Origin of the sequence: Streptococcus infantis, assembly GCF_047460875.1 — a bacterium.
Taxonomy (GTDB): domain Bacteria; phylum Bacillota; class Bacilli; order Lactobacillales; family Streptococcaceae; genus Streptococcus; species Streptococcus infantis_AA.
In genome coordinates this window covers 1-9,595 of sequence record NZ_JASHFI010000021.1, presented here as the reverse complement: position 1 = coordinate 9,595, position 9,595 = coordinate 1, and the positions used below count along the sequence as shown (strand labels likewise).

7 protein-coding genes and 1 pseudogene are annotated in these 9,595 nt (G+C 40.7%); all 8 read right to left on the bottom strand.

Annotated elements, in window-relative coordinates; all coding sequences use genetic code 11:
• Nucleotides 1–109 precede the first annotated feature (109 nt).
• Nucleotides 110–574, bottom strand: a complete 465-nt coding sequence (locus QM887_RS09815) for a sigma-70 family RNA polymerase sigma factor (protein WP_414271429.1) — start codon at nt 572–574, stop codon at nt 110–112.
• A gap of 201 nt (nt 575–775) precedes the next feature.
• Nucleotides 776–1,312: a transcription termination/antitermination protein NusG gene (gene nusG, locus QM887_RS09810; RefSeq protein ID WP_075227310.1), complete on the bottom strand. Its 537-nt coding sequence runs from the start codon at nt 1,310–1,312 to the stop codon at nt 776–778.
• Between the two features lie 57 nt (nt 1,313–1,369).
• Nucleotides 1,370–1,546, bottom strand: a complete 177-nt coding sequence (secE, locus tag QM887_RS09805; protein ID WP_001211016.1) for a preprotein translocase subunit SecE — start codon at nt 1,544–1,546, stop codon at nt 1,370–1,372.
• 9 nt (nt 1,547–1,555) lie between these two features.
• Entirely contained in the window at nt 1,556–1,708 is a 153-nt protein-coding gene (gene rpmG / locus QM887_RS09800; protein WP_001809375.1) for a 50S ribosomal protein L33, read from the bottom strand.
• A gap of 172 nt (nt 1,709–1,880) precedes the next feature.
• The gene (locus tag QM887_RS09795) at nt 1,881–2,573 is read right to left on the bottom strand and encodes a phosphoglycerate mutase (protein ID WP_000240129.1); all 693 of its coding nucleotides are present in this window, start codon (nt 2,571–2,573) and stop codon (nt 1,881–1,883) included.
• A 132-nt stretch (nt 2,574–2,705) separates the two neighbouring features.
• Nucleotides 2,706–3,074, bottom strand: a complete 369-nt coding sequence (locus tag QM887_RS09790) for a hypothetical protein (RefSeq protein WP_414271428.1) — start codon at nt 3,072–3,074, stop codon at nt 2,706–2,708.
• A gap of 207 nt (nt 3,075–3,281) precedes the next feature.
• Nucleotides 3,282–8,243, bottom strand: a complete 4,962-nt coding sequence (locus QM887_RS09785; RefSeq protein ID WP_414271430.1) for an SIALI-17 repeat-containing surface protein — start codon at nt 8,241–8,243, stop codon at nt 3,282–3,284.
• A gap of 24 nt (nt 8,244–8,267) precedes the next feature.
• Nucleotides 8,268–9,581, bottom strand: a pseudogene (locus tag QM887_RS09780) (SIALI-17 repeat-containing surface protein); the annotation flags it as partial.
• Nucleotides 9,582–9,595: the final 14 nt, after the last annotated feature.

Sequence of the window (9,595 nt, the reverse complement as noted above, 5' to 3'; positions counted from 1 at the left end):
GAAAAGGCGGTGTCTTAACCCCTTGACCAACGGACCGGAGTTGTTATTTTCAACTCTTACTATTATACCGACTTTTTCTTACTTGTCAACACCTTTTTGAAACTTTTTTTCACCAGTCTTTGAAGACCACCTTTAACTCCCTGAGAAGGGACTTGCGGCCTTTGAAGCGTTCATCTGCCCATAGACGTTCGTAGGTTTCTTGCTTATCTTGGGGCAACTTTCTTCTATAATTATCTAACAACTCATGAAAGGCATAATAATCATCCAACCATAAACCTCCTTCTGGTAGGCGATGGCTGATCTCTCCCACTTCTTCATAAGCCATTCGATCCAGACGCCGTTTTTGGCTCTCTTGTTTTCTTACAGTATCAAGGATTCGGTTGCGGAATTTTGTTTTGAAGTAGACGTAGAGTTTCTTTTCTTCTTCAACTAGTTCTGGATGATTTTCGAGAAGTTCATAAAGGCAGATCATTCCTTCTTGATCCCAGTCCTCCTTCTCCCATAGATGGAGATAATAATTTTTTCGGCATTTATGAACAATCCCTTTTACCTTTGCATAGTATTTCTCAAGCATTTGCTTTCCCCCTTTCTCTGCTTGTAGTATAGCAGAGAAAGGAGGAAAGAAGGGCCCTAGTTTCTATCTTGTCTCTTTTTAGCTCTCTGATGTTATGGAAGTCGTGAATACTCACAAGTGAGGATGAAAAAGACAACTGTTTTCTCTACAGTTGTCTTTGCTTTGTAGTTTTAATTGATGAAATTTACAAGAAATGCCCGATTAAAGTTCTGCAATCTGATTAAGATTTACTTCTGCTACTGTATCATTTCCAAACATAGAGATAATCATCTTGACTTTGTTGTTATCAATTTCTGTAATCTTACCTGTGTAATCTGCGAAAGCACCGTCAATGATACGAACAGTTTGACCAACTTGGACATCAATATCAAATTCTTGGACAGTTTGACCCATTGAAACTAAAATATCGCGAATTTCTTGTTCCAAAAGTGGAGTTGGTTTTGATCTATTTCCGTGTGAGCCTACAAATCCTGTTACGTTTGGTGTGTTACGCACAACAAACCATGCTTCGTCGGTCATAACCATTTCTACAAGAACATAACCTGGAAAGCGATTTTCTTCGATTTCTTTTTTCTTTCCATTTTTTTCCACTTGCACTGTTTGTGTAGGAATTTCAACACGTAGAATATTTTCTAGCATATTGTAAGTTTGTGCACGTTGCAATAGATTTTCTTTCACTTTATTTTCGTAACCAGAGTAAGTTTGTAGCACAAACCATCCTTTATCAAAACTATCCATGTTTTTTCCTTTCCTAACTGAAGAATTTCAGCGACTAGATCTTTCTCTTACCTTATCTTAAAAAATATTAATAAAACGAATCAATCCGCTAACAATCAATTGGTCAAAAATATAAATCATCACTACAAAGAAAGCAGTGTATTCCATGATAGATTTAAAATCTAACCAACTTTCTTTGCGAGTCGGCCAAGTTGTTTCTTTAAGAAGTTTAAAAATATCCTTAATAAAACGCATCGTTTTCTCCTATCTCGTTTCTCTGTGTGTGGTGTACTTGCCACAGTGTTTACAAAATTTATTTACTTCTAAGCGTGTTGGTTTTGGATTTCCACTAATCTTGATTGAATAGTTTCTAGAACCACAAACCGCACAGGCTAGACTTGCTTTTTTAAGTGCCATAACGCCTCCATCCTAACTATTATAACAAGAAAACTTTCCTTTGACAAGCTAAATTGTTTTTTTAAAATTCCTAAATCTTGAACTTCAAATTTCTCAGCTCAAGTTTTTTTCTACCTCAAACTCTATGTTTTAAAAATAAAAAACCTAGGAATCATCCTAGGCTTTATGATGTTTATTTTCCAAGGTAGTATTCAGAAACTACGTTCAATTTTTCGTCAAATTCGAATACCAATGGTGGGAAGTTAGGGATTTCCACGTCCATAATTTCGTCATCTGACAAACCTTTGATGTGTTTTACAAGAGCACGGATTGAGTTACCGTGTGCTCCTACGAATACGTTTTTACCATCTTTAAGAGCTGGAGCGATTTTATCTTCCCAGAATGGAAGGGCACGTTCCAAAGTCACTTTCAAGTTTTCCGCATCTGGGATAACTGAGTCGTCAAGTGAAGCGTAACGACGGTCAGTGTGAGCTGAGTGCTCATCATCACGGTCCATGTTTGGAGGCAATACATCGTATGAACGACGCCAGATGTGAACTTGTTCATCACCAAATTGTTCAGCTGCTTCAGCTTTGTTTTTACCAGTCAAACCACCGTAGTGACGTTCGTTCAAGCGCCATGATTTTTCAACTGGAACCCACAATTGGTCAGATGCTTCAAGAGCCAAGTTAGTTGTTTTGATCGCACGTTTCAATACTGAAGTGTAAGCTTGGTCAAATTCGATACCAGCTTCTTTGATCAATTTACCAGCGTCAATCGCTTGTTGTGTTCCTTTTTCAGACAAATCAACATCAGCCCAACCAGTGAAAAGGTTAGCTTTGTTCCATTCAGACTCACCGTGGCGAGCAAAAACCAATTTTACCATTTGATGGATACTCCTTTTATTTTCCGAGGTTTCCCTCGTTTATCTATTCTATTTTACACAATTTTTCACAAAAAAGCTAGTCAAAATCGATTTAAAAGAGAAGAGGTGAACACCCCTTCTCTCAATGAACAGCTATTCTTGAACTTGAAATTGTTTCAAGCTTGTTAAAAAAAGGGCACCACCGATGACAATGACGATGCCACCAATCCAGCCTAAAAATGGAATCAAGCCAACTACAGAACCTACGATTAACAAAATAGATGGTGCCATTGAAATACGCTTATCATCCTTATAGTAGATTAGAGAGAGAATTCCAAGAATGAGAGTTGCGATTTTTACTAAGGTAAAAACAATGAAAATAATCGCCAAAAGTACTCCTGCAAAATCTTCATTTTCAAAAATAGATGCAATCATTAATATAACGACAGGCAAAATTGCCAAGAGCGAGCCCGCGATAGTCCCAATAATTCCAGCAACTTGTGCAAGTGTTTTTGTCTTCATAACTGTCTCCTTAAAATGATAATAATTGTTATTCTACCATATTTCTAGTTAAATTCAAAGTTCTTCCAAGTAGACCACAATATATTCAGTGGAACTTTATTTTCCTTTACTCACACATGCATTTCTGTATATGTATCTCCAGAGCAAAAATCCCTAAGTCATTTTAGACCTAGGGATAATGGTATTTTTTAAAAGTAATACTGCAGCTTATTTGGTAAAGATAGACTGACGGAAGTCATCAGTTGTACGAAGATAAGCATTATAAATCTTTTTCTTCAGTAAGTTAACCCAGCTAGCTTCGACGCGGCTTGTAGCATTGTCGATATTACGAACATCCTCTGCTAGCGCTTCATCCATTAGCCTTTGCATATCTTTATAAGATCGAATAGTTACTTGCTTCGTACTGTTTGGGTTTCTGAGTTCGTACTCAATGGTGATCGGCTTCAATTTTGTCAATTGGTCAATCCGCTCTTGGTACATGGCCTTCTTAAAGGCTCCCCAAGAGTCATACTCACCTTTGAAGACATTTTCCAAAACCTTCTGGTCTGTCACTAGACCAACATCTCTTCCGAGCCATCCATCCCAAGTTGTACTGCCCTCTTTCAGAGCTTCTTCTGACAACTTACCAGATACATATGGAACAAATCCTTCATGATAGCCCTTAGCTGCCAGCAACTCATAGGCTGTACGACGGAACATAACATCACCTGGCGCACCAGTTGGATTGCTAAGCGCTGAATAAATTGGAGAGAATAGACTGAGACTGAGATAACCATTTCGTGCGTACTTGCCACTATCCTTGTTTTCTCGTCGAGTGATGACATCATTGTCAATCAAGGATTCAAAGGTTTTTAGTTTCTTAATCTCTTCAGCAGTGAAGGTCCGTGTTTGGTTACCAGCATGGGTTTGTTTGCCATACTTATCAGTAATGTAGTAGTTTTCCATTTTTCTAAACCACTTCATTTTGGCTTCATCTGTCTGCTTCAGGATAGAGCTTGCTTCTAAGTAATCAAGCGTATAGATCATATCAAACATACCATGAACATAGTCTTTTAGATCTGCTGCATTCTGAACACGCTCTTTAAAGTTATAAGTATGGAGACGTGTCTTCGAATCCTTATCAACCTTGAATAAAGTATTGAGAGTAATTGTCGCTTCGTCTGGGCTAGGTGTAGATTGCAAAAGACCACGAGCATAAAGTTCTGCCCCTAGACCTTCGCGACGACCAAAGCCCTCAAAATAGATGGCCCCATCAGAGTTGTGTGTCATCTCGTGTGTATAAACAGAGTTTCCGTAATCTTCTAGCAGACGAGCATTGTCAAAATGGGTCACACTTCCTGTTGCGTAAGCATTATAGCCCTTGCTTGGATACCACTTACCAGCTGGTCCAAAGAATTCCTGCATTGCGGTCGATTGCTTGTCATTTGGTTGAGCCCAATATTTTTGCCCATTCTTATCTTTGAGAGCAAAACCATCATAAACCAAAACAGAACGGAAGAGTTTATCCTTGCTTTCATCACTTAAAATCTTGTACCAGAAATCGTAATGGTCTCTCTGCCATTCAGCTGACTTTCTCACTCGATCTTCAACATAGCTAGCAAGTTCAGCATCTGTACGAACCTTACCATCAACAATATCACGGTAGCGATCATATGCTCCCATAGAGATGGTAGACATATTAGAAATGATGTAAACACCCTTTTCAGTCATGGTCAAAAGCGGTAGCAACATGCCCTTATGTTCCCAGTTGTCAGATGTAATTTTATCATAAACTCCGACAGAGTACTTACTCTTATCGTTTGCATTGTCTTGGAGAGCCTTAGCTTCTGCAATGTCTGACTTGGCTTCGATAATGTAAGCTTTTGTATTATCCTTGAGCCATTCGTTATTAGTCTTATACGGCAAGAAAAGATTACGATAACTTTCTAGATAATTGAACAATCCCCGCTTACCTGTTGCCTCAGACAAGGAAGTATCATAAGTTTGATAAGTATTTTTGGCTTTGAGATTTTCAAAACCAGAGCGACCTAAGGCAATGATCGTGTCTAGTGTCGACGCATCGTTATTACCAAAGAAATCAAACTTATAGGCAGATAAATCTTTGACATTGATGGTGTCATAATTGATGTTATACCAACGATTTAGATAGGTTAAACCGACTAAGAAGGCTTCTTTATTATCAGTGATTTTCTTAGCGATATAATCAGCTACTACACTCCCCTCGGTATTGATGGACTTGTCCATAGCCAGAACCTTACGTAACTCCACAGATAAGTTAGCTTTGACTTGGTCAAAGGCTTTATCCAAATAAAGATCATCCAGAGATGTTTCTGCATTTATACCTAAGACCGTTCTCACAGCAGCTGAATCTAAAACTACCTTATTCAGCTCTGGTAAAACTTTGGTGAGAATCTTACTATAGTCAGATAGGAAGGCTTCTGGAGTATAGAGAAGGTTCAAGTCCTTGATGGTATATTCTGCGATAGCCTTACTTTTAAAGTCTCCCTTATAGGTAATTTCCAGATACTGAATGGTATTGTCTTCGTAATGAAGCATGAGACGATTGATGCCTGTCTTATTTCCATGAATATCTGTGATGATCTGCTGATCTTTCATCGGAACTACATCGAGCAAGTAGTTAGTGTTTAACTTATGATCCTCTGCTAGCTTATTGGCATAAGCTACGATTGTTTCTTTATTATAGAATGGTAGAAGTTTTTCCATATTTACGTAAGCTATAGCACGGTTATTGTCTACTTTCTTCGCCTTACTATAATCTACTGCATAGAGGTTCAGATTGGTGTCGTCCAGGCTTGTCGTGATTCCAAACTCTTCTAGCTTATCTTGGGCTTGTTCTAGACTAAGCTTAGAGCTAGCAAATGGATCTTCTGCTAGTGTTTCAATTCCTTCAACTGCATAAGCATTTGTGATACGGTCATTTTTATAACCTTGATCGCCAGAAATACTATAAACTCTTGATCCACTGACATTACTCAAGACGTTGTCAATCAAACCATTGTAGTAATTTGAACCAACTACTCCACCAATTTGGCCATTCTTGGTTGAGTTCTGAATTTTCCCTGATGCATAGGAATTAGTGATACGAGCATTGGCTTCCAAGCGCCCAACTAAACCTCCAAAGCGTTGCTCATTAGTCTTGGCACTCGCTAAAATAGTAACATCTGCTCTACTTTGTGTCAGCAGGGAAGCATTTCCTTTTAGATTTGCGACTAAACCTCCAACATTATAGGCCTTGCTTTGCTTATCGTTAGTCTGGATGGTACCTGTAAAGGAACTATTTGTAATTTGCGTGTTAGTTGCAACAACCACTAGCCCCGCAACTTGACTTGCATTCCCTACCACGGCAACTCGCCCTTGTGCAGAGACATCTTGAATGTGAGTATTTTCTGCAGAACGGGCCAAGCTTGCAGAATCATAAGTCCCAACAATATTGACATCCTTCAAATCGATATTTGTAATCCTTGCACCACTCTTGAGATTCTCAAACAAAGGCTTGGCTAGGTTATAAATCGCGTACTGTTTACCATTATGACTACCTGTAAGGCTACCTGTAAAGTTATTTCGCAGATAAACATAATCGCTTGCTGCTAAGCGTACTTCACTAGCATCTAGATCAGCTCCAAGTACAAAGTTGCCTGCCATATTGCTCCTCATCGCTTCTAACAGACTTGCAAAACTAGTATAGACTCCTTGCTGATTTGAATGAGACTTGCTGATGTAGAAATCGTATCCTGGTTTATAACCCGTTTCACTTTCTTGGACAAGCTCAGGCAGAGATACAGTGACCTTATAAACTTCCCTACCATCTTTAGTGCTTTCGGCAATACTCTGAACTGGCAGGAGCATTTCTTTCGACTCGGCAGACTTAACTTTGACAAAGTAATTTGACAAATCGTTTGGAACTGCGTTCATGGAAATCAAACGTTTATACTGATCATTTTCCTTGCTGTAGAATTCAACAGATTCTACATTTCGGATAGAAATTTTCTTATACTTGAGTTCAAATTGACGGCTGTCCTTTTCAAAGTCTGTAACCTGACCTTGATCTAATTCGTAGGTTAATTTTGTCTTCAAAGTATAATCTGTATAATGATCCAAATCACCAATCTTGAGACTGCCTGCAAAATTCGTAATCGGAAGCGAGCGTACTAGCTGGTCTCCTTCATATAATTCTGCTGTAGCTGTCCGTAATGATTGAGTTTCATCAGTCAGGTTGTACTGAACCGTAACAGAACGATCTTCTGGATTTTCTGTAAGACTAAGGATACTTAGATTTGGTCTAACTTTTGCAACTCCATTTAGAGCCGTTCTGGCTGCTGTCAAGTTCGCTAAGGCTTGATCAACTTGAACTTGGCTAGCTAGTCGATTTGCTAAAACTGTTTCTGCATTTGCAAATTCTCTTGTAAAGTTTGTTTTCTTATCTAAGTCAGCATTTTTGTATTTGAAGCTATCCTGGATGTCTTGACTTTCTTGGTATTCCGCTTGTAGAGCTACCTTAGTGACGTCTAGACCCTGTAGTTGCTCCTTAGCATTTTCAATGCTTGCAACTGCTTGGTTGACTTGATTTTGACTAGCTTCTAATCGCGTCAATAATTCTTGACCTATAAGGAGTGCCGAATCGTAACTAGTTTGGCGAGTTAAGATATCGTTAAAATAACGTGCCTGTGATTTAACTTGCTCTGCTTCTGACAATAGATTGTAGAGTGGAATTAAATCAAATTCATCCAATGCTTCAACCTTTGGAGCATCATTTGGAATCATAAACGGACTTGCTGTTCCAATCTTGACAATTTGAGTCACTGGTGGCAAGGTTTCTTCATTAGATAATTCTTGACGATCCAATTCTTGATTATTTGAATAATAGACTCTTGTTCTAATCGTACGCTCGCCTTCCACTCCAGGAACACTTACAATATGTGAATCCTTGACCAACTCATCAGTATACTGCTCCTCAATCTTAAAGGCTACTTTTTCAACTCGCGTTTCATCTACATAGCTAAGCTCTAACTCAGGAAGTTCAAAACTTGGTGTAGGCTCTGCACCTGCTGTGCCGACTGGTTCTGTATACTCTGGTAATTCATGAACCAGGGCTGGTGCGTCACCTACTGTGCCGACTGATTCTGTATATTCTGGGACTTCATGAACCAGGGCTGGATTGTCGCCTGCTGTGCCGACTAGGTCTGTATATTCTGGGACTTCGTGAACAGGAGCGGGTTCATCACCAGCTGTGCCGACTGGTTCTGTATATTCTGGGACTTCGTGAACAGGAGCGGGTTCGTCGCCAGATGTACCGACTGATTCTGTATATTCTGGAATATCATGAACTGGAGCTGGTGCGTCACCTGCTGTGCCGACTGGTTCTGTGTACTCGGGAACGTCATGAACGGGGGCTAGGTCGTCGCCTGCTGTGCCGACTGAATCTGTGTAGTCTGGCAATTCATGAACTGGAGCTGGTGCGTCACCTGCTGTGCCCAATGAATCTGTATATTCTGGGACTTCATGAACTGGGGTTGAATCTTCACCTGCTGTGCCCAATGAATCTGTATATTCCGGAACTTCGTGAACTGGAGCTGGTGCGTCACCAACTGTGCCGACTGAATCTGTGTAGTCTGGTAATTCATGAACTGGGGCTGGTGCGTCACCCACTGTGCCGACTGGGTCTGTATATTCTGGGACTTCATGAACTGGAGCTGTTGCGTCACCTATTGTGCCGACTGGAGCTGTATATTCTGGGACTTCGTGAACGAGAGCGGGTTCGTCGCCAGATGTACCGACTGGGTCTGTATATTCTGGGACTTCGTGAACTGGGGTGGGTGCGTCACCAGCTGTACCTACTGGTTCTGTGTACTCGGGAAATTCATGAACTGGTGTTGAATCTTCACCGGCTGTGCCGACTGATTCTGTATACTCTGGTAATTCATAAACTGGGACTGGATCGTCGCCTGCTGTGCCTACTGAATCTGTATACTCTGGTAATTCGTGAACCAGAGCTGGATCTTCACCGGCTGTGCCCAACGAATCTGTATACTCTGGCAATTCGTGAACCAGAGCTGAGTCTTCACCAGCTGTGCCTACAGGATCTGTATATTCTGGAATATCATGAACTGGAGCTGGATCTTCACCGGCTATGCCCAATGAATCTGTATATTCCGGAACTTCGTGAACTGGAGCTGGAGCTTCACCAACTGTGCCGACTGATTCTGTGTAGTCTGGTAATTCATGAACTGGGGCTGGTGCGTCACCCACTGTGCCGACTGGGTCTGTATATTCTGGGACTTCATGAACTGGAGCTGGTGCGTCACCCACTGTGCCGACTGAATCTGTGTAGTCTGGTAATTCATGAACTGGGGCTGGTGCGTCACCCACTGTGCCAACTGGGTCTGTATATTCTGGGACTTCATGAACTGGAGCTGGTGCGTCACCCACTGTGCCGACTGGGTCTGTATATTCTGGGACTTCATGAACTGGAGCTGGTGCGTCACCCATTGTGCCGACTGGGT

What these genes read in the sequence shown, in the direction of transcription:
- QM887_RS09795 (WP_000240129.1), bottom strand. Translation starts at nt 2,573, where the DNA reads ATGGTAAAATTGGTTTTTGCTCGCCACGGTGAGTCTGAATGGAACAAA.
- rpmG (WP_001809375.1), bottom strand. Translation starts at nt 1,708, where the DNA reads ATGGCACTTAAAAAAGCAAGTCTAGCCTGTGCGGTTTGTGGTTCTAGA.
- secE (WP_001211016.1), bottom strand. Translation starts at nt 1,546, where the DNA reads ATGCGTTTTATTAAGGATATTTTTAAACTTCTTAAAGAAACAACTTGG.
- nusG (WP_075227310.1), bottom strand. Translation starts at nt 1,312, where the DNA reads ATGGATAGTTTTGATAAAGGATGGTTTGTGCTACAAACTTACTCTGGT.
- QM887_RS09790 (WP_414271428.1), bottom strand. Translation starts at nt 3,074, where the DNA reads ATGAAGACAAAAACACTTGCACAAGTTGCTGGAATTATTGGGACTATC.
- QM887_RS09815 (WP_414271429.1), bottom strand. Translation starts at nt 574, where the DNA reads ATGCTTGAGAAATACTATGCAAAGGTAAAAGGGATTGTTCATAAATGC.